The following is an 18,312-nucleotide window of genomic DNA, read 5'->3' on the forward strand; positions in this document are numbered from 1 at the left end:
GAGCGCGACGGCGCACCATGAGCAAGACTTATTCTAAAACGATCCACGAAGCCCTTGGACGTGACCCAGTTCACCCATTCCCTGCCCGAATGGCTCCGGGAATTGCTCTCGATATCCTGTCCGGCGAGACAGATAGAATTCGAGTGCTCGATCCGATGATGGGTTCGGGGACGGTGCTGGCTGTCGCACGCGCGAGCGGTCATTGTGCCATCGGCATAGATATTGATCCGCTCGCCGTTCTTCTCGCACGTGTATGGACGACGGCGGTGGAGATCGAGGACGTTAGAACTAAGGCGGCAGAGATATTGGAACGCGCAAAGGACGATTTTTCTTCCCGGCCGGCGAGCGAGGCGTATCCGCGACATGGCGATGCGGAAACCCGTCATTTTGTTCGCTATTGGTTTGACAGCTATTCGCGACGGCAACTCGCCTGCCTCGCGGAAGCGATTCATGGCGTCAGAAATGACCCCGTCAGAGATGCGCTCTGGTGCGCTTTCTCGCGTCTCATCATCACAAAGCAGGCAGGGGCATCGTTGGCTATGGATCTATCTCATAGCCGACCACACAAAGCCTTTCAGCGCGCCCCCATAAAGCCGTTCAACAAATTTCTTGCCGCAGTCGACCACGTCCTCAAGAATTGCCTTTCCAAGAAGCAACCGGACCGGGGCCCGGCAACTCAGGTCTCACTCGGCGACGCTCGAAACCTACTAATCGCAAGTGGCACCATTGATCTCGTTCTAACCTCTCCGCCATACCTCAATGCAATTGACTACATGCGTTGCAGTAAGTTCTCTCTGATCTGGATGGGATACACAGTAGGAGAACTTGGGGGCATTAGAACCGAGAGCGTTGGCACCGAATGCAGCGATCACGAGTCGCTCGAGAATACGGTGATCCAAGAAATTATCTCGAACTTGCGATTGCGCCCCAAACTTGGCACTCGACAAGAGGCCATTCTCGCTCACTATATTGATGATATGAGGCGCGCTGTTGCAGAGGCCGCTCGGGTACTTTCTCCAGGTGGCAGGGCGGTCTACGTCGTCGGAGAGAACACAGTTCGCGGCACATTCATCCCGAACGCGAATATTGTCGCAGCGGTTGCGGAGCGGGCCGGTTTATCGATGGAGCATAAACGGTCGCGCAATCTACCCGCAAATCGTCGCTATCTTCCGCCACCCAAAGCTCGAAACGGAACCGATGGGCTTCACGGAAGGATGCGACGCGAGGTAATTCTGTCGTTTTCAAAGTAAGCACTTTCTTGGTAGCTTTTCCGGAGCCTAATTCGCCACAGAGATACGCTTGGTGAGCAAGGGATCCGCTACTGAGCGTCCGAAGCTTATAGTTTGAGATCTTTCCAAAAAGCCCTGACTATCGATACAAACCGTCGAGCTGCCGCAGTGAGTTCTGCCTGCTCATTGGTATATTGCTTGAGGGTTACGCTTCCCTTCAATCAATTCTCCGCCCTTGTACATCCGAAAGATCCTGAGGTGGATGGGAGATGAAAGAGAGCAGTTGTCCGGGTCCGGCCGAACGAGCAGACCATGGGCAGCAAAATTTCGGAGCTCTCGAAGCATCAATTGCTGTCCGAAGCTTGTCCGCATAAGGACTGAATGGACCCTTGACGTTCAGCTGTGTCTCTACCTTATCCGCGCGCTTCTGCGCGTCTTGCGTGAACGAAAGATCTAACCATGCGTATTGCTCGAAACTCGCTGCTTCAAGAATTATCTCGGCCAGAAACCATTCGACTTTCGCGAAAGCCAACAAAGTCGCCCCGCGCATCGTAGAGCTTCGCAACATACGCACTTGCTTCTGGACTCAGCTCTTGCATTGGCTCTCTCTTGCCCAAGCCCATGGGGGCGTATGGTTGCAGACATACAGCCCCCGAGGGGCTTCGTGCTACTGGTCAGTCGCGATGTAGTAGAGCAGGTTTGAATGTGTCCACCCGATCGCAACGTCACCCGCCAGCTGTCCGCGCAGCTTGTAGTCAAATCCCTTGTTGGTCACTCGCCCTATGAGTACCTGCGCGTCAAAGATCCTAAAATCCTCAGGATGGTTCACGTCCCACGAATATGCAGCTGCTGAAGCGACAACAACAGGTGCGCCCCGCAGCTCTTGAGGAAATGTCACGCGTCCCGACATTTTCAGGTCTTCGCGGCCCGAAATTACAATCTTCTTTGGCGTTTCAACCACAATTTTTCTCCTCAAAATGAATTTGCCCGATTGGGCAAACACATTAGTGATGCAACTTTAGGTAAAAGACAATGGTCTCGTTCTCGCGCATGACTGCTGCAGGCCGGAAGTCGCCACTTCCCACAACTTACGCTATACTTTCCGCCCCACCGGGAGCCCCTCGCCATGAAACACATCGTCATCTGCTGCGACGGCACCGGCAACGAGATCGGCGAGAACATCTCCAATGTGCTCAAGCTCTATCGCTGCGTGCGCAAGACGCCGCGGACGCAGCCGCGGCAGGTGGTGTACTACGATCCCGGGGTCGGCACGCTGGCGCGGCCCGATCCGTGGCAGAAGCTGTGGCAGGATTTCAGGACGATCTTTGGCCTCGCGACCGGGTACGGGCTCGATGACAACGTGCTCTCGGCGTACGAATTCCTGGTCGACAACTACGAGGATGGCGACGCCGTCTATCTGTTCGGCTTCTCGCGCGGCGCCTATACCGTGCGGGTGCTGGCGGCGCTAACTTACAAGATCGGGCTGATCTCGCCCGAGCAGGTCAATCTCGCAGGCTCCGCGCTGACCGCCTACAAGCAGTTCTCGACCGACGCGCCGCCGGCCCTGCTCGCCCCGCAGGCGCTGACCGATGCCGGCATGAACGAGGAGGACGGCGGGCCGCTGACCAGGGACGATCGCGCGGCGCAGTTCGCGCGCATCCTGTCGACGCGCGCGCCCGCCATCCGCTTCCTCGGCGTGTGGGATACGATCGCGAGCGTGTTCGTGCCGCGGCCGGACCGGCTCTATCTGCCGAGCCTGCAGCAGCTCGCCTTCACGCAAAGCAATCCGCGGGTCAAGAGCTTCCGCCAGGCGATCTCGATCGACGAGCGGCGGCGCATGTACCGCCTCGACAAATGGGACGAAGGCCAGACCTTCATGCACAACCGCTTCGTCACCACCGACAAGGACGAGCCGCAGGATTGCAGGCAGGTGTGGTTCGCCGGCGTCCATGCCGACATCGGCGGCGGCTATCCGGAAGCGGAAAGCGCGCTGTCGAAATATCCGCTGCTGTGGATGATCGAGGAAGCGGTCGCCTGCGGCCTTGCCGTCAACCGGCAGACCGTCAACCACCTCGCCTGGGGCATCCCGCGCAAGGGCAGCCCCTACACCTATGTCGCCCCCGGCGTCGAAGGCGAACTGCACGATTCGATGAAGCCGCTGTGGCGCGTGCTCGAATACTTGCCGAAGCGCGACAGGTACAAGGAATGGAAGGAGCGGCCGTCGTTCCTCGGCCTCTACATCCCCGATGCCGAGCCGCGCGTCATTCCCGAAGGCGCTTACATCCACGAGTCGGTGGTGAAGCGCATCGGCGCAGTGCCCGACTATCGACCGGTCAACCTGCCCTCGAGTTACCAGACCGTGCCGATGCCGACCCCGCCCGGGCCGTAGGGGTCGCTCCCAACTCGCCACCTGACATTCCCTCTGTGCGGAGCGTCCGGCGGGACTGCAAGGGGCTGCACCCGCCGAGTTGCTCTCTTGCCTGCAGCTCCGGCAGGGCAGGGGGCGCAGCTTGACCGGCGGCGCATTGCACAAGAAAGTGCGGCTTCGGTCGTTCCCCCCAAACGAATGCAGGAACGCGGCACAGGGAGTCTGCATGAGCATCAGCGTCGCCACGACGAGCGTTCCAAAACCCGCGCCGGCATTAAAATCATGCTCAAACAACGACCCAACGCGCGACCGACAGGAGAGGCAGTCCATGAGCCAGAGAGAGGAATTTCACAATCTCGACAATCCGCATGATGGCCTGTTCCGCGAGCTCGCGCCGGGGCTGACGACTCGCATCTTCAGCGGCGAGCACGCCATGCTCTCGGTGGTGACGCTGGCGCCGCATGCGGAAGGGACCCTGCATCATCATCCGGAGGAGCAATGGGGCGTGTTGCTCGATGGCTCGGCCGTCCGGATCCAGGGCGGAGAGGAGATCGAAGTGAAGAAGGGTGATTTCTGGCGCACGCCGGGAAACGTGCCGCACACCATGCGGGCGGGGCCGCAAGGCGCGCGCGTGCTTGACATCTTCAGCCCGCCGCGGCCGGAGTACAGGAAGCCCGGGTCGGGCTTCGGCAATTCCTGACATCGCAAACACACAGCAAAGCTCAGCAGCAATTCAGAGGTAAAGATGACGAAGATCACGAGACGTACCATGCTGGCGGCCTCGGCCGCCTTTGCTGTCGCGCCAGCACTGGCGCAGACTTCATCAAAGATCACGCTGGTCGTGCCGTTTCCGCCGGGAGGCTCCACGGATGCCTTGGCCCGGCTGATCCAGTCCAGCCTGCAGACCAAGCTCGGGCGGATCGTCCTGGTCGAGAACAAGTCGGGCGCCGCCAGCGCGCTCGGCGCGGCCCAGGTCGCGAAAAGCCCGCCGGATGGCTCGACGTTCCTGGTGACCTTCGACTCTCACGCCGTCATTCCCGCCATTCTCGAAAAGCCGCCGGTCGACATCGAGCGCGAGCTGGTGCCGGTCTTTCTCGTCGGCACCGCCCCTTACGTGATCGCAGCCAACGCCGGCCGGCCATACAAGACGTTCGCCGACGTCGTCGCAGCGTGCAAGAAGGACCCCGGCGCGGTGAAATACGCGTCCGTCGGCATCGGCACCCTCGGCCACCTCGCGATGACCGTGCTGGGCAAGAAGGCCGGCGTTGAAATCACGCATGTGCCTTACCGCGGCGGCGGTCCGGCCATGAATGACGTGCTCGGCGGGCACGTCGATCTTATCGCCGGATCGGCGGCGCTGGTGACCGCGCAGCTCGGGACCAACATGCTGCGCCCGATCCTGCAGCTGGGCCGCGAGCGGCTGCCGGCGCTGCCGGACACGCAGACGGCGATCGAAGCGGGCTTCCCCGATTTCGAGACGCTCGCCTGGTGGGGCATCTTCGCTCCCGCGGGCACGCCCGCCGACATCATCGACAGCATGGCGAAATCGGTGAAGGAGATCCTGAGCGAGCCGGCGATCGCGAAACAGCTGCGCGAGACCCAGCAGATGACCCTGCTGCTCGCCGGCGGCAAGGAGTTCAGCACCTTCTTCGCCAAGCAGGTGAGCTACTGGGGCCAGGTCGTCCGCGAGAACAACATCAGGGCGTGATCGAAGTCCCGTCTCCGATCTATGGGGACGCGCATACGCTCCCTCTCCCCGCTTGCGGGGCGATCGCATATGACGCTATGGAGGCTGTGAACGGCGCGGCCTCATGGTTCGAGACGCGCCCTAAGCTGCGCTCCTCACCATGAGGGTGCAATGTTTTGCCGCGAAACAAGACCTCATCCTGAGGGGCCCGCTGAAAGCGGGCGTCTCGAAGGATGGCCGCGAAGAAACTGCCACCAAGTTCGGTTTCAAACGCGATAGCCCTGCCGCTTGCGGGGAGAGGCAGGCTGAGCGCGACGGCTAACCGGAACGGGCAGGGGTTGCTGCTCGGCGGTCGGCCGGCAACCGGGATCGGCCGCGCGGGCAAGGGTCAGAGCATCTTGCCGACTATGGTCGTCATCTCATCCGCCGAAAATCCCCGCAGGGTTTCGGTACGAACATTGCCGAGCGCGCTTATGCTCATGCTGAGCGCCATGGCGGAGGTCTCATCCTGAGCCTCGACGACGCTCACAATGTCATATCGCCCCTGCGTCCAGATGATGTCTTTCACGGTTACGCCGAAGGTCTTTGCCATCTCCTTGAAGGCATCGGCCCGCTTCGGCGAGTCCTTGATGTTGCGGATTCCCTGATCGGTGAAGCTCGACAGCACGACATAAGTCACCATGGTCGTCCTCCTTGGTTGGAACCCTGTGCAACCGGGCATGAGGAAAACGCGCCGAGCTTGCCACACCGGCGCAGGCACAGCTACAGACTATTGGGGAAGGTCAGTGGACGTGACTTATCCGCGTGCTGCGGCAGGGAAGCGAAGCTCGTCATTCCGGGCTCGCGACTATCGTCGCGCCCCGGAATGACGACAGACATCTCTTACCGCGACGGCTGCAACGGCCTTGCGAAACTGAGCTCGTGACCGTCGAGGTCGGTGAGATGAAAGTAGCGCTCTCCCCATTCGGCATCGCGGGGCGTGGTCGAAGGCTGCCATCCGGCTGTCAGTGCGCGTTGGTAGAATGCGTCGACGTCGGCGACGTAGAAGATGACGCGCCCCCACCAGGACCAGCGCTGCTCCTCACGCTGGGCAATCAGATTGAGATAGCCCGGCCCGGCCTGAAAGCTCGTAAACGGCGACGCCTCACCGCCGTGCAGGATTTCGAATCCCAGCGATCGGTAGAATCCGACGGCGCTTCGCATGTCGTGGGTGCCAAGTGTGACTGCGCTGATGCATTCGATCATGATGGCGACTCCCGGTTGATGAGAGGACGATTGGGCCGCGCTCTCGGCTCACATTATTCTATAGCCACCCCACCGCGCCCAAGGCCGCGATCGCGGAGAGATCGCGAATCGCGCTGCCCTCCGACGGGCGTGCAACGGCTGCAGCCGCTAGAGATGAACGATCCGGCCTGGGCGTCGTCCGGGGCAACCTGATATTTACACTGTAAAGATAACACTTGACTGGGTCGTCCCGTCCCGTTACCAATCTTTACATTGGAAAGATTGCCAACCTGCGCCGACCGGCGTCATCAGCCCTTGATCCGCATCATGGTTCGATCGGCGGCTCGGCGAGATTTTGGCTGCGACACCTACCGGAGGCGCGCATGAAGACATTCCTCACCGTCAAGCTCGCCCTGCTTCCGTTTGCGGTGTTCTGGCTCCTGCTCGGCGCGAACCGCGCCGAATGGGCCATCGGCTTTGCCTTCGTGCTGTCGCTGGCCGGCAATCTGCGGCGGCTCTACCGCGGCGAGTTTGCGCTGCTCGAAGCGTTCGGCTTTGCGCTGTTCATGATCCTCGGCCAGGCGCAGATGCTCGCACCGGAATGGACCGCAGCCAACGCGCTGTGGCTGTCGTTCGCGGGGCTCGGCGCCGCCAGCCTGATCAGCGTCGCGCTCGGCCGGCCGTGGACGGCCGACTATTCGCGCGCAGCTTATCCCGATAGCGCCGGAACGGTGCAGTTTCGCCTGATCAACGCGGCGATCACGGGGCTATGGGGAATCCTGTTCCTCGCCACCGCCCTCTGCCGCTGGTCGGGCGTCTCGCACTGGGTCACGACGGCCATTTTCGTTGGCGGCGCGCTGGCTTCGATCTTCGGTCCGCGGCTTGCGATTGGCTTGCTGCTGCGGCGCATGCGTGCCGGGCGGGAAACCTTTCATTGGCCCGCGCCGTCGTTTGCGCAAGCGCCCGGCACCGATTGCGACGTTGCGGTTATCGGCGCTGGTGTCGGTGGTCTGACGGCCGCGGCCCTGCTCGCGGACGCCGGTCACCGGGTCATGGTCTTCGACCATCATGTCGCACCCGGCGGCTTCTGCCACATGTTCCTGCGCAAGGCGCATTACGACAACAAGCCCGTGCTCTATCGCTTCGATGCCGGTCCCCACGATTTCTCCGGTGTGTGGCCGGGCGGAACGGTCAGCGGGCTGTTGGAGCGGCTCGGGGTCGCCGATCGGCTGCAATGGAAGAGGGTGCGGCACACCTATTTGTTCGCGGGCGAACGCATCGACGTGCCCGAAGACTGGCACGACTATGTGATGCTGTTGTGCGCCAAATTCCCCGCCAGCGCCGCGGGCATTCGCGCCCTGTTCGAGACCCTCCACGCCATCTTCGACGATATGTACTCGACCGGCAAAGGTCGTTCCGGCATTCCGGGCATGCCCGAGACGATCGAGGAATTGCTCGCCTTTCCCAAGGATCACCCCAACGCCTTTCGCTGGATGAACGAGCCTTTCGACAAGCTGGTCGCGGCCCATGTCAGCGATCCCGCCGTGATCAAGCTTCTCTATGCGCTCTCGGGCTATCTCGGCGACGGCAGCGAGCGCCTGACCTGCGGGCAGATGGCGCCGATCTTCGGCTACTACTTCAAGGGCGGCTATTACCCGGCCGGCGGATCGGGGCGCTTTGCCGATGTGCTGGTGGAGGCGATCGAAGAGCGCGGCGGCAAGGTTCACCTCAAGACCGGCGTCGAGCGTATCCTGGTCGAAGACGGCTGTGCCGCCGGGCTCGTCCTGCGCGATGGCAGGACGATCCGCGCTCGCGCAGTGGTTTCCAACGCCGACATCAAGCGCACCTTTCTCGAACTCGTCGATCCCGCCTTGCTGCCGGCGGACTTCCGCGACCGGATCGCCAAAGCCGAGCCTTCCAATTCCGCCTTCAGCGTCCATCTCGGGGTCGACTTCGATCCGGAGCTTGCGCCCGCCGTTCACGCCGGCGGCGTCGGCATCGCGATGATGTCCAAGCTCGATCCGTCCGCCGCTCCTCAGGGCCATGCGACGCTGGCCCTGATCAAGCTCGTTCCCTACGACCGCGCGAAGGGCTGGTTCCCGCCCGATGGCAGCGAGGACTGGAAGGTGTGGCGGCGCTCCACTGACTATGAGGAACGCAAGCAGAAGCTCGGCGACGAGATGATCGCGGCAGCGGAAAAGGCGATTCCCGGCCTGTCGCAGCACATCGTCTACCGCACCGATGCCAGTCCCGTGACCTATGCGCGGTATGACTGGGCGAGTTCCGGCGCGATCTACGGCGTATCGCGGCAGGGCCGACTCAAGGGCTCGAAGTCTCCGCTGCCAAACCTCGTGATCGCCGGCGGCGGAAACGCAGGCGCCGGCGTCGAAGCAGTCGTGATCTCCGGCGCCGAGGCGGCCGAAGCGCTGGTGCCGGGATTGCTGTCCTCGGCAGGGCGACGTCCGGGGCCCGCACCCTCTATCCCGCGCTCGCCTGTGCGGAGCCCGCAAACGGCGTCGTGAACGCTCTCGTCACGATCGTCTCGCGCACGCTCGTCTGGTGCTTCCGGCATCGCATTCCGGCCTCGGTCGATAGAAGTCCGACGGAACGGGCGTGCGAATGCGCTGTGCATCGCGAATGCCGTCGTGCACGAGGCAGTTTCCCGCACGGCCGCCTCCGATGCCGGTTGCCTGATTTCGATTTCCGGGCCGTGGATGACGTCCGGGGCTGGCGATTACCCGGCTGCTTTGATATGGAATCGTCAAGCGCCGCAGCTATATATTGCGGGCGCCTCGCGGTCCCGTAGCTCAGCCGGATAGAGCGGCGGTTTCCTAAACCGTAGGTCGGAAGTTCGAGTCTTCCCGGGATCGCCATCTTCTCCCTTCCGAGCCCCATCTTGGCAGGGCATCCGCGCCGATTGCATTGACTCGATGCGCGGTTACTCGCCCAACCGCCGGTGCCTGCGCCAAGCGGTCATATTGCGGTAGACGATCGGCCGACCGGAGGACATCGCTCATGTGGCCGTCTTCTGGGGCATCGATGATCACCGGCTCTTGCGCTAATCCAGGCGGCGGTAGAATCCGGCATCCGGAATATCTTTGGATGCGCAACCAGCGCGCCCCGTGCCTGGCCCGGAGAAGGCGGACATTTTCTCGGAAACGACGCTCTGAACCTGTTGATGGGAAATAGCTACAAACCTGCATCCGCCGAATGCTCATCAGCGAAGCCAGGTGGCGTGGAAGAAGTGGCGCGCTCGGCTGGCGTGGGCGCGGATCGCGGAGAGTGATGGCAAAGCGATACCATAACAGGTCTCTCCGATGGTCAATATTCACTTCTACCGACAAGACGACCGATAGCATGCGAAACAGATGATCGTCGGCATTGATCTAGGCACCACTAACAGTCTGATTGCGACGTGGCACGAGGGCGCATCCTGCCTCATCCCCAATGCGCTTGGCGAGGTCCTGACGCCCTCGGCCGTGAGCATCGATGACAACGGCGAGATTCTTGTCGGCCTCGCCGCGCGCGAGCGGGTCGTCAGCCATCCGGAACGCAGCGCCGCCAGCTTCAAGCGCTATATGGGGACAAACAGGCGCCTGAGGTTGGCTGATCGCGAATTTCGGCCGGAAGAGCTCTCATCATTCGTTCTGCGCAGCCTCAAGGCCGATGCCGAAGCGTTTCTGGGCGAGAAGGTGCATGAGGCCGTCATCACCGTTCCCGCCTATTTCAACGACACCCAGCGCAAGGCGACCGGCATTGCCGGCGAAATGGCCGGCCTCAACGTGGTGCGTCTGCTCAACGAACCGACCGCCGCCGCACTCGCCTACGGCCTGCAAACGGAATTGCGCGAGAGCAAATTCCTCGTCTTCGACCTCGGCGGCGGGACATTCGATGTCTCGGTGCTCGATTTGTTCGAAGGCGTGATCGAGGTGCGCGCAGTTGCCGGCGACAATTTCCTCGGCGGCGAAGATTTCGTCGACGTGATCATCGCCTGGTTCCAAAGCGCCACGCGCAAAAGCTTGCCGCCGCGCGAGACGCATCCTGCGACGCACGCCCTGCTGCGCAGGCAGGCCGAACTCGCGATGCGGCGGCTGAGCGAGGCGGAAGACGCCTTGATCGAGACCGTCTGCGAGGGACGAAAGATCTCCGCATCGCTGTCGCGTACCGCCTTCGCCCGGGAGGCCGCGACCTTGCTCGAGCGTCTGCGCCGGCCGGTCGAGCGCGCGCTGCGCGATTCCCAGATCCGTTCCGATCAGTTGACGCATGTGGTGCTTGCCGGTGGTGCCACCCGCATGCCGATGGTGCGGCGTCTGGCGGGACTTCTGGTCGGCCGTCCGGCGCTGCATCAGATCAACCCGGATGAGGTTGTCGCGCGAGGCGCAGCGGTGCAGGCCGGCCTTGTCGAACGGGCGGAAGCATTGAGCGAGATCGTCCTCACTGATGTCGCACCTTACTCACTCGGCATCGATATCGTACGTCAGTTGAGCGCGAAGCATTGGGCGAGCGGCCAATTCCTGCCGATTATCGAGCGCAATACGATAGTGCCGACGAGTCGATCGACGCGCGTGCACACGCTTGCCGATAACCAGACCGAATTGTGCATCCGCGTCTATCAAGGCGAAAGCCGCCTTGTTGCGGATAATATACAACTGGGCGAGATCGCCATCGAGGTGCCGCCGGCGCCCGCGGGCGAACAGGCCGCCGATGTGCGCTTCACCTATGATGTCAACGGCCTGTTGGAAGTCGACGTGCTGGCGCTCGGGACCGGCGAGCTCCGCCGCACAGTGATCGAGCAAAACCCCGGCGCGATGACGCCGCAGGAAATCGAGGAGCGGCTCGCCGCGCTCGCCACCCTCAAGATTGCCCCTCGCGAGCGCAGCGAGAACCGCGCCCTGCTGGCACGCGCGGAACGAATCCACGAGGAAGCTCTCGGCAATATCAGGCAAGCGATCGCGCAGGCGATCCTGGCGTTCGAGGACGCGCTGCAATCGCAAGAACCCGGAGCGATCGAGGAACAGCGCCGAGAACTCACTCAATTGCTGGATCGGATCGAGCATGAGCTCCGCATCTGAACCGCCCTTTCCGTGGCGGGAGCTGGCAATCGCGCCGACGCAAGACGATACCGAGATCAGGCGCGCCTATGCTAATCGTCTCAAGACTATTGATCCAGCCGCGGATCCCGCCGCATTTCAGGCACTGCGCCGCGCCTATGAAGCCGCGCGCGGCCTCGCCTCCGGGCGGCAGGAGATCGACGCGGATGGTCCCGATCTGCAAGGGGCCGATCCGCCGCCCGACAGGACCGATGTCCGGAGGCAAGCGCAACCACAGTTGGAAGCCCTGCTCGCCGAGGTCCGACAACTGGCGCTCGCCGACAACGTGGCCGAGGCGATGGCCGCGATCGAGAGCTTTCTCGGCATGGGCGCTTCATCGCCAAATAATTCTGCGCATCTCCAGGCGCGACTGTTGTCCCTGGTGATGGACGATCCGCGGATGCCGGGATCGATGCTTGCCGCGCTGGCGGATCGCTTTCGCTGGAGCGAAGTCGGCAACGTGCTCGAGCAATTTCGTCCCGACCTGCACGAGCGATTCCTCTATCGCCTGACTGCCGCGCATGAATGGCTGGAGTTTGCGAGAGAAGCGGCGCGACAACAGAACGGGGACGGTGTCATAGCCCGCTTTCTGCTGCTGCCGTTCTCTGGGAAAGATGATCGCGCGCTGCTCGGTGATTTTCGTCCTGCCGATGTCGCCGGCTTCTTGAACGGTGCTCGCCGCTTCGCGCCCTTGCTCGGCGACACCATCGATCCGCGCCGGATCGCGTTTCTTTACGACATTTACAAAGGCTCAGTCACCGTCCCGTGCAAGGAGCAGCCGGTTGCGGCGCCGCCCGGGCAATCCCGGACGAAGCAGGCTCAGGCGTATGTCAAACAAAGGTTTCGCAGCATCGCGCAGGGGGCGTCCATCGCGATCATCCTGGCCGTTGCTGCATCGGCCGTGTTGCCGCGCGCAGTTCAATACGGAAGAAGCCTCGGGCTGATCGGCGCGCCGGTCGCCGGAACGGCATCACCGTTTCCGGTCGCCTTTGCAACGAATGGGACCGGTACGAGGCTCGTCGCCCGCGTCGGACGGCTGTTCGATTGGGTCACGGAAATTCGTTACGGCGTCGATCGGATCATAATCGGCAGGGATTGCGCCGCGGACACCGAGGCGCAAGTCACGCGTTCGATCGTCAAAGGGCGGGCGGAAGTCGAGCTGCCGCGCAACACGCGCTTCATCACCATGCAGTTTTGCTACTCCAATCAAGTCGCGTCCGACGTCTTCCGTTTTGACGTCCCCAGCGACGCGCCGGATCCGAACGGGATCGGGCACATAGGTGAAGGAACCAAGCGAAATGATACCCGGGGCCATCGATAAGCTGGACAAAGCCATGTATGCCGCAGAGAACGCGAGCATCAAGGGACGGACCGCGCTGCCGCCGAGTGCCCAGTGGGGCCTTGCGCTCGCCGCGATGTACACGCGCGTACATGGGTGTGGCGACCGCGCGCTGGAGCCGTGGACCAGCATCAAGGAAGGTCTCAGCGCCGAGATGCTGAAGGATTGGTGGGACATCAACGGCGATACTCCGGCCAAGAGACGAAACCAGGCGATCGATGTGCTCGGCTGGCTGGCCACGGAGGGCCATAGGTCAAGTCCCGAATACGCAGAGCCGGGCGATCGCGAAGCGCCGAAGGATCTGCTGGCCTGGGATATAGCGCGCCTGGTGATGGTGGCACGCCATGCTTTCCTGGCGACATACATCACCGAGGAAGAGGGCTGGGCCTATGTTCGCGATGCCGCCAAGATGGCGCAGGCCAGCTTCGGTTCGTGGCAGGATTACGCCGACCGCTACAATCGCGGCCGCTCTCGCTGGTCGGGCGGTCCGGACGAGACCTTCGATGATGCCGTCGAATTCCTGCTCAAGGAGCCCAAGTCGCCCTGGCGCACGCTCGATTGGAACACACCCCTCAAGGACGAGGATTTCCGCAACCCTGTCAAGCACGCGAGCAAAGAAGGGCGGGCGAGACGAGACCGAGTGAGCCGCGTTGTCATAATCGCCGGGGTGGTAGCCAGTGTCTCGGTTGCCGTCGTCAACACGGTCGGGCGCGGCCGGCTCGATCTTTCGTTTGGTGATTGGACGCGTCGTACCTCCACCGAGTTGCCAAGCAAGCTGAGCGTGATGCCAAAGCCTTTCGACCTCGGCGCCGCGCCGCAGGAAAGGTTCTCCCGGATCAACGTCGATTTCGTTGCCTCACGCGGCGAGATTATCGTCTATCTCCGCAACATTCCGGTGCTGATGAACGAGGACTTCGCGGCGTTCCGCTATGGCGTCAACGCGGCCACGCCGAGCAAAATTCCTGAGCAGAAGTCTGGAGTTCGCAGCGTGCCATCCGTGCTCGAATTGCCCCGCGACACACGGTTTTTGACCATCCAGGTGCAATTCAAGGACGGCTCGATGTCTGCCATCCGCCGGTTTGATGTGCCGGCTGGCGTCCTGCAAACCAGATAGCGATCGGTGCCCCCGAAGGGGACCTGCTTGCGCATGAGGCTCGAAGCAGCGGGACTGCTGCCCCGTTCGGCTCCACGCGGCCAGCCGCGTCCCTCGTGCTCCCAGCCGTACCGACGTCCCCTCCATCGGGCGTCCCTGCGCCGTCTTCCGAGCGGGACCTCCGCCTGGGTTTTTTGTTGACGGAACCGAATTTCTTGTACACTAGTACAAATAGCATGGTCCCCGGTGCAGCCAGCAAGGAAGCCGTGGCGCGCAAGCCGAATTTGCGCGAGGCGATCCTTTGCGCCGCCGAAGAGCTGTTTTCAACCAATGGCTTCAATGCGGTGTCCGTGCGCGACATCGCCCAGGCCGCCGGCGCCAATCCCGGCAGCGTGACCTATCATTTCAAGACCAAAGACGGCCTGCTGCTCGAGATCTACCGCCGCCATTGCGTTCCGATGAACCTGCGCCGCTCCGAACTGCTGGCGGCGGCCAAACGAATTCGCGATCCCCAGGACCGGCTGGAGGCCATCGTACGCGCCTATGTGCTGCCGGCCTTCTCTTCCGGCAGCGATCTCGCCGGGGGCGGCGCCAGGTTTACCCGGCTGCGCGCCGTCATGTCGGCCGAAGGCAACGAGGTGGCGCGCCGCATCATTGCGCAGACCTTCGACGACACCAGCCACGCGTTCATCGACGCCATCCAGGAGACCCTGCCGCACATTCCGCGCAACGATATTGTTTGGCGCAGTCATTTCCTGCTCGGCGCGCTCTATTACTCGCTGGTCACGCCCGAACGCGTGTCCCGCCTGTCGCGCGGCGACGCCGACGGGGCGGACGCCGGCGATGCGATAGAACAGCTGGTGCGGGCAACGGTCGCGGCGCTGCAGGCGCCTCCGCTTGATCCGGCCGCGCCACTGCAGCGCCGGGCGGCGCGAACCAAGGCTTGAGGCCAAGCCGGGCCGGCTCGAAAATCAGGCCGCCGAGATCGTCAAACGGGGAAGAGGAAATGAACAGGCGGGAGTGCTCTGGCAGGCGGGTTGGCGCTGGTCTTTCGCCTCATGGCGGCGCCGGCCTGTAACCCCGCCATCGCCAGTCCCGGAACTCAACAGCAATAGGGTGATCATCTCATGCAAACCGCAATCCCCTGTCTGTTCATGCGCGGCGGCACGTCGCGTGGTCCGTTCTTCAAGGCAGCCGACCTGCCCGCCGACGTGCCGACCCGCGACAAGGTGCTGCTGGCGGTGATGGGCTCGCCCGACCGGCGCCAGATCGACGGCCTCGGCGGCGCGCATCCCCTGACCAGCAAGGTCGGCATCGTGTCGAAGGGATCGAAGCCGGGTGTCGACCTCGACTTCCTGTTCGCGCAGCTCCAGCCCGACAAGGACACGGTCGACACCACGCCCAATTGCGGCAATATGCTCGCCGCCGTGGTGCCGTTTGCGCTCGAGACCGGGTTGGTCAAGCCGCAGGGCAATACGACCACGCTGCGCGTTTTGACTCTCAACACCGACATGCAGTGCGACGTCACGGTGGAAACGCCGAACGGGCGCGTCGAATACGAAGGCAGCGCCCGCATCGACGGCGTGCCGGGCACGTCCGCGCCGATCACCATCAATTTCCTCGATACCGCCGGATCGGTCGCGCCGGGATTGCTGCCGACCGGGAACGTCATGGACCATATCGACGGCATCGACGTTACCTGCATCGACAACGGCATGCCGCTGGTGATCTTGCGGGCGTCCGACCTCGGCCGCACCGGCTACGAGAGCGCCGAGCAGATGAACGGCGATACCGAGTTGAAGGCGCGGATCGAGCGCCTGCGCATCGCCTGCGGCCATGCCATGAAGCTCGGCGATGTCACGGCCAAGAACTATCCCAAGATGACGCTGGTCGCGCCGCCGCGCGCCGGCGGCAGCATCTGCACGCGCAGCTTCATCCCGCATGTCTGTCACGACGCCATTGGCGTGCTGGCTGCGGTGACGGTGGCGACCGCCTGCGTGCTCGAAGGCTCGATCGCCCACGGCGTTTCTTCGCTGCCGGCCGGCAACGTCAAGAAAGTTTCGGTCGAGCATCCGACCGGAGAGTTCAGCGTCGAAATCGAGGTCGATCCGAGTAATCCCCAGAACGTCACGCGCGCCGCGCTGCTGCGCACTGCGCGCCTGTTGATGCGGGGCGAAGTCATGGTGCCCCGCTCGGCATGGGCACCTGACATGGCGGCCGCGGCGGAATAGAGCACGAGAGCAGGAAACGACAAGAGCAATAGCCGGGCGATTAGTCGGATCAGCCCGCGGTCATTGCGGAAGGAGAGCCAAGTGATCATCGACGTGCACGGCCATTACACCACGGCGCCCAAGGCGCTCGAGGACTGGCGCAACCGGCAGATCGCCGGGATCAAGGATCCCGCGGCCAGGCCCAAGGTCAGCGAGCTCAGGATCAGCGACGACGAGTTGCGCGAATCCATCGAGAGCAACCAGCTCAAGAAGATGAAGGAGCGCGGCAGCGATCTCACCGTCTTCAGCCCGCGCGCCAGCTTCATGGCCCATCACATCGGCGACTTCGAGGTGTCCTCGACCTGGGCCGCGATCTGCAACGAATTGTGCTACCGGGTCAGCAAGCTCTTTCCTGACAGCTTCATCGGCGCGGCGATGCTGCCGCAATCGCCGGGCGTCGATCCGAAGACCTGCATTCCCGAGCTCGAGAAGTGCGTCAAGGAATACGGCTTCGTCGGCATCAACCTCAATCCGGACCCTTCCGGCGGGCACTGGACCTCGCCGCCGCTCTCGGACCGGCACTGGTATCCGATCTACGAGAAGATGGTCGAGTACGGCATCCCGGCCATGATCCACGTCTCGACCAGCTGCAACGCCTGCTTCCACACCACCGGCGCGCATTACCTGAACGCGGACACCACCGCCTTCATGCAGTGCCTGACCTCGGACCTGTTCAAGGATTTCCCGACGCTCAAATTCCTCATTCCCCATGGCGGCGGCGCGGTGCCCTATCACTGGGGACGCTTCCGCGGCCTCGCACAGGAACTGAAGAAGCCGCTGCTCAAGGATCACCTGCTGGGCAACATCTTCTTCGACACCTGCGTCTATCACCAGCCCGGCATCGACCTGCTCACCAACGTGATCCCGGTCGACAACATCCTGTTCGCCAGCGAAATGATCGGCGCGGTGCGCGGCATCGATCCCGAGACCGGCTTCTATTACGACGACACCAAGCGCTACGTCGAAGCGGCGAAGACGCTCAGCGCCGAGGACCGCTACAAGATCTACGAGGGCAATGCGCGGCGCGTGTTCCCGCGCCTCGATGCGACGCTCAAGGCGAAAGGAAAGTGATCATGTCGACGCCGATGAACAATCTCGGAATCGTCAAGCGCAACATCGCCCGGGCCGACAAGGCCGCGGTCGACAAGCTGTCGCGCTTCGGCGTCGCCACCATCCATGAAGCGATGGGTCGGGTCGGGCTGATGCATCCCTATATGCGGCCGATCTATCCCGATGCACAGGTGTGCGGCACCGCCGTCACCGTGCTGCTGCAGCCCGGCGACAACTGGATGCTGCATGTCGCCGCCGAGCAGTTGCAGCCGGGCGACGTGGTGGTCGCCGCCTGCACGGTCGACAACACCGACGGCTTCTTCGGCGATCTGCTCGCCACCAGCTTCCGCGCCCGCGGCGCGCTGGGGCTGATCATCGACGGCGGCGTGCGGGACGTGAAGGACCTGACCGAGATGAAATTCCCGGTGTTCTCGCGCGCGATCAGCGCCAGGGGCACGGTCAAGGCGACGCTGGGCTCGGTCAACATCCCCGTGGTCGTGGCGAACGCCGTGGTGAACCCCGGCGACGTGGTGGTCGCGGATGTCGACGGCGTCGTGGTCGTCCCCCGCGAGCTCGTCGGCGCCGTCGCCGACGCCTCGCAGAAGCGCGAGGACAACGAGGAGGCCAAGCGCCAGAAGTTCCGCGAGGGCGTGCTCGGTCTCGACATCTACGGCATGCGGGAGCCGCTGGCGGCCGCGGGCCTCGAGTACGTGGAGGATTGACGATGGCTCACGCACAGGCGATCGCGCACGGCGACACCAGCGGCGGCTTCGAGAAGACGCCCGGTTGGCTGGACTGGTACGACGGCCCGACGACCCCGACGTTCCGGCTCCCCGCCGGCGCTGTCGACGCGCACTGCCACGTGTTCGGCCCCGGCGCGGAGTTCCCCTACGCCCCCGAGCGCAAGTACACGCCGTGCGACGCGTCGGCCGCGCAGCTGTTCGCGCTGCGCGACCAGCTCA

Annotated in this window: 15 protein-coding genes, 1 tRNA gene and 1 pseudogene; 14 read left to right on the forward strand and 3 right to left on the reverse strand. The window is 63.1% G+C overall.

The features are described from left to right. Positions 1 to 17 precede the first annotated feature (17 nt). Positions 18 to 1,250 (forward strand): hypothetical protein, encoded by a 1,233-nt coding sequence (locus tag HY852_RS04670; RefSeq protein WP_291602982.1) that lies wholly within the window; start codon positions 18 to 20, stop codon positions 1,248 to 1,250. 646 nt (positions 1,251 to 1,896) lie between these two features. Here the strand turns inward: HY852_RS04670 and HY852_RS04675 are convergent. Next, positions 1,897 to 2,190, reverse strand: a complete 294-nt coding sequence (locus HY852_RS04675) for a hypothetical protein (protein WP_291602983.1) — start codon at positions 2,188 to 2,190, stop codon at positions 1,897 to 1,899. Positions 2,191 to 2,355: 165 nt separating this feature from the next. On the opposite strand from HY852_RS04675, the gene HY852_RS04680 reads away from it, so the two are divergent. The 3 genes from HY852_RS04680 (at position 2,356) to HY852_RS04690 (ending at position 5,305) form a co-directional block, all read left to right on the forward strand. Continuing rightward, entirely contained in the window at positions 2,356 to 3,618 is a 1,263-nt protein-coding gene (locus HY852_RS04680) for a DUF2235 domain-containing protein (RefSeq protein WP_291602984.1), read from the forward strand. Between the two features lie 307 nt (positions 3,619 to 3,925). Then, positions 3,926 to 4,297, forward strand: a complete 372-nt coding sequence (locus HY852_RS04685; RefSeq protein WP_291602985.1) for a cupin domain-containing protein — start codon at positions 3,926 to 3,928, stop codon at positions 4,295 to 4,297. A gap of 45 nt (positions 4,298 to 4,342) precedes the next feature. Next, positions 4,343 to 5,305, forward strand: a complete 963-nt coding sequence (locus HY852_RS04690; RefSeq protein WP_291602986.1) for a tripartite tricarboxylate transporter substrate-binding protein — start codon at positions 4,343 to 4,345, stop codon at positions 5,303 to 5,305. 367 nt (positions 5,306 to 5,672) lie between these two features. Here HY852_RS04690 and HY852_RS04695 read toward each other — a convergent pair whose 3' ends face one another. Continuing rightward, entirely contained in the window at positions 5,673 to 5,966 is a 294-nt protein-coding gene (locus HY852_RS04695) for a GYD domain-containing protein (protein WP_291602987.1), read from the reverse strand. Between the two features lie 200 nt (positions 5,967 to 6,166). After that, positions 6,167 to 6,529 (reverse strand): glyoxalase/bleomycin resistance/extradiol dioxygenase family protein, encoded by a 363-nt coding sequence (locus HY852_RS04700; RefSeq protein ID WP_291602988.1) that lies wholly within the window; start codon positions 6,527 to 6,529, stop codon positions 6,167 to 6,169. Between the two features lie 362 nt (positions 6,530 to 6,891). Between HY852_RS04700 and HY852_RS04705 the strand changes: the two genes are divergently transcribed. The 10 genes and pseudogenes from HY852_RS04705 to HY852_RS04750 form a co-directional block, all read left to right on the forward strand. Beyond that, complete coding sequence (locus tag HY852_RS04705; protein ID WP_291602989.1) at positions 6,892 to 9,030, forward strand: NAD(P)/FAD-dependent oxidoreductase; 2,139 nt, start codon at positions 6,892 to 6,894, stop codon at positions 9,028 to 9,030. 274 nt (positions 9,031 to 9,304) lie between these two features. Continuing rightward, a tRNA-Arg gene (locus HY852_RS04710) sits at positions 9,305 to 9,381 on the forward strand. Between the two features lie 495 nt (positions 9,382 to 9,876). After that, positions 9,877 to 11,580 (forward strand): molecular chaperone HscC, encoded by a 1,704-nt coding sequence (locus tag HY852_RS04715; protein ID WP_291602990.1) that lies wholly within the window; start codon positions 9,877 to 9,879, stop codon positions 11,578 to 11,580. Further along, a complete protein-coding gene (locus HY852_RS04720; RefSeq protein WP_291602991.1) occupies positions 11,564 to 12,919 on the forward strand; it encodes a hypothetical protein in 1,356 nt (451 codons plus the stop codon). Before HY852_RS04715 ends, HY852_RS04720 begins: the two co-directional genes overlap by 17 nt. A gap of 172 nt (positions 12,920 to 13,091) precedes the next feature. Continuing rightward, positions 13,092 to 14,051 (forward strand): DUF1266 domain-containing protein, encoded by a 960-nt coding sequence (locus HY852_RS04725; protein ID WP_291602992.1) that lies wholly within the window; start codon positions 13,092 to 13,094, stop codon positions 14,049 to 14,051. 215 nt (positions 14,052 to 14,266) lie between these two features. Next, entirely contained in the window at positions 14,267 to 14,977 is a 711-nt protein-coding gene (locus tag HY852_RS04730; RefSeq protein ID WP_291602993.1) for a TetR/AcrR family transcriptional regulator, read from the forward strand. Positions 14,978 to 15,157: 180 nt separating this feature from the next. Further along, complete coding sequence (locus HY852_RS04735) at positions 15,158 to 16,261, forward strand: 4-oxalomesaconate tautomerase (protein ID WP_291602994.1); 1,104 nt, start codon at positions 15,158 to 15,160, stop codon at positions 16,259 to 16,261. A gap of 81 nt (positions 16,262 to 16,342) precedes the next feature. Continuing rightward, on the forward strand, positions 16,343 to 17,371 hold the full coding sequence (locus HY852_RS04740) for an amidohydrolase family protein (protein WP_291602995.1): 1,029 nt from the start codon (positions 16,343 to 16,345) through the stop codon (positions 17,369 to 17,371). 2 nt (positions 17,372 to 17,373) lie between these two features. Further along, positions 17,374 to 18,072 (forward strand): 4-carboxy-4-hydroxy-2-oxoadipate aldolase/oxaloacetate decarboxylase, encoded by a 699-nt coding sequence (gene ligK / locus HY852_RS04745; protein ID WP_291602996.1) that lies wholly within the window; start codon positions 17,374 to 17,376, stop codon positions 18,070 to 18,072. A 2-nt stretch (positions 18,073 to 18,074) separates the two neighbouring features. Next, a pseudogene (locus HY852_RS04750) lies at positions 18,075 to 18,312 on the forward strand (hypothetical protein); the annotation flags it as partial.

Source organism: Bradyrhizobium sp. (genome assembly GCF_016213215.1).
In the GTDB taxonomy this organism is placed as follows: Bacteria; Pseudomonadota; Alphaproteobacteria; order Rhizobiales; family Xanthobacteraceae; genus Bradyrhizobium.

Bases quoted from the DNA above. Each gene is read 5' to 3' on its own strand.
- HY852_RS04670 (WP_291602982.1), top strand. From the start codon at position 18: ATGAGCAAGACTTATTCTAAAACGATCCACGAAGCCCTTGGACGTGAC.
- HY852_RS04680 (WP_291602984.1), top strand. From the start codon at position 2,356: ATGAAACACATCGTCATCTGCTGCGACGGCACCGGCAACGAGATCGGC.
- HY852_RS04685 (WP_291602985.1), top strand. From the start codon at position 3,926: ATGAGCCAGAGAGAGGAATTTCACAATCTCGACAATCCGCATGATGGC.
- HY852_RS04690 (WP_291602986.1), top strand. From the start codon at position 4,343: ATGACGAAGATCACGAGACGTACCATGCTGGCGGCCTCGGCCGCCTTT.
- HY852_RS04695 (WP_291602987.1), bottom strand. From the start codon at position 5,966: ATGGTGACTTATGTCGTGCTGTCGAGCTTCACCGATCAGGGAATCCGC.
- HY852_RS04700 (WP_291602988.1), bottom strand. From the start codon at position 6,529: ATGATCGAATGCATCAGCGCAGTCACACTTGGCACCCACGACATGCGA.
- HY852_RS04705 (WP_291602989.1), top strand. From the start codon at position 6,892: ATGAAGACATTCCTCACCGTCAAGCTCGCCCTGCTTCCGTTTGCGGTG.
- HY852_RS04715 (WP_291602990.1), top strand. From the start codon at position 9,877: ATGATCGTCGGCATTGATCTAGGCACCACTAACAGTCTGATTGCGACG.
- HY852_RS04720 (WP_291602991.1), top strand. From the start codon at position 11,564: ATGAGCTCCGCATCTGAACCGCCCTTTCCGTGGCGGGAGCTGGCAATC.
- HY852_RS04725 (WP_291602992.1), top strand. From the start codon at position 13,092: ATGCTGAAGGATTGGTGGGACATCAACGGCGATACTCCGGCCAAGAGA.
- HY852_RS04730 (WP_291602993.1), top strand. From the start codon at position 14,267: ATGGTCCCCGGTGCAGCCAGCAAGGAAGCCGTGGCGCGCAAGCCGAAT.
- HY852_RS04735 (WP_291602994.1), top strand. From the start codon at position 15,158: ATGCAAACCGCAATCCCCTGTCTGTTCATGCGCGGCGGCACGTCGCGT.
- ligK (WP_291602996.1), top strand. From the start codon at position 17,374: ATGTCGACGCCGATGAACAATCTCGGAATCGTCAAGCGCAACATCGCC.